This window comes from Streptomyces sp. AK02-01A, assembly GCF_033795305.1.
Classification (GTDB): domain Bacteria; phylum Actinomycetota; class Actinomycetes; order Streptomycetales; family Streptomycetaceae; genus Streptomyces.
Genome location: NZ_JARBAE010000131.1, coordinates 1 through 694 on the forward strand (window position 1 = coordinate 1; position 694 = coordinate 694).

Consider the following 694-nt stretch of genomic DNA (forward strand, 5'->3'; position numbering starts at 1 on the left):
TCCGGAGAACCGGTGGCCGCGCTGCTGCGGCCCGGCAACGCAGGCTCCAACACCGCGAGCGACCACATCACCACCACCCGGCTCGCCCTGGCCCAACTACCCAAACACCTGCGGCGGGGCCGGCAGACACTGATCCGCACCGACTCCGCCGGCGGCACCCACACCTTCCTCGACTGGCTCTCCAAGCCTGGCCGGTGGCTGTCGTATTCCGTCGGAATGACCATCACCGACACCATCCACCAGGCCGTGCTGAAGATCCCGAAGAAGGCATGGACGCCGGCCTATGACGCGGGCGGCACCGAGCGGCCCGGCGCCTGGGTCGCGGAGATCACCTACATGCCTGACCTGAGCACCTGGCCCAGGGGGATGCGGCTGATCGTCCGCAAGGAACGACCGCACCCCGGAGCCCAGTTGCGTTTCACCGACGTGGACGGGCTGCGGCTGACCTGTTTCGCGACCAACACGGCCGGCGGTCAGCTCGCCGACCTCGAACTGCGTCACCGCAGGCGGGCCCGCTGCGAGGACCGCATCCGAAACGCCCGCGACACCGGCCTGCGCAACCTGCCCCTGCACGACACCGCACAGAACCAGATCTGGCTGGAGATCGTCTCCCCCGCACTCGACCTCCTCGCCTGGATGCCGATGCTCGCCCTGACCGGCAAGACCCGCCGCTGGGAACCCAAGAGGCTCCGCT

1 protein-coding gene is annotated in these 694 nt (G+C 69.3%); it reads left to right on the forward strand.

Annotated elements, in window-relative coordinates; all coding sequences use genetic code 11:
- The coding region (locus tag PV679_RS36045) for a transposase (RefSeq protein WP_319685502.1) at positions 1-694 on the forward strand (694 nt) is incomplete at both ends.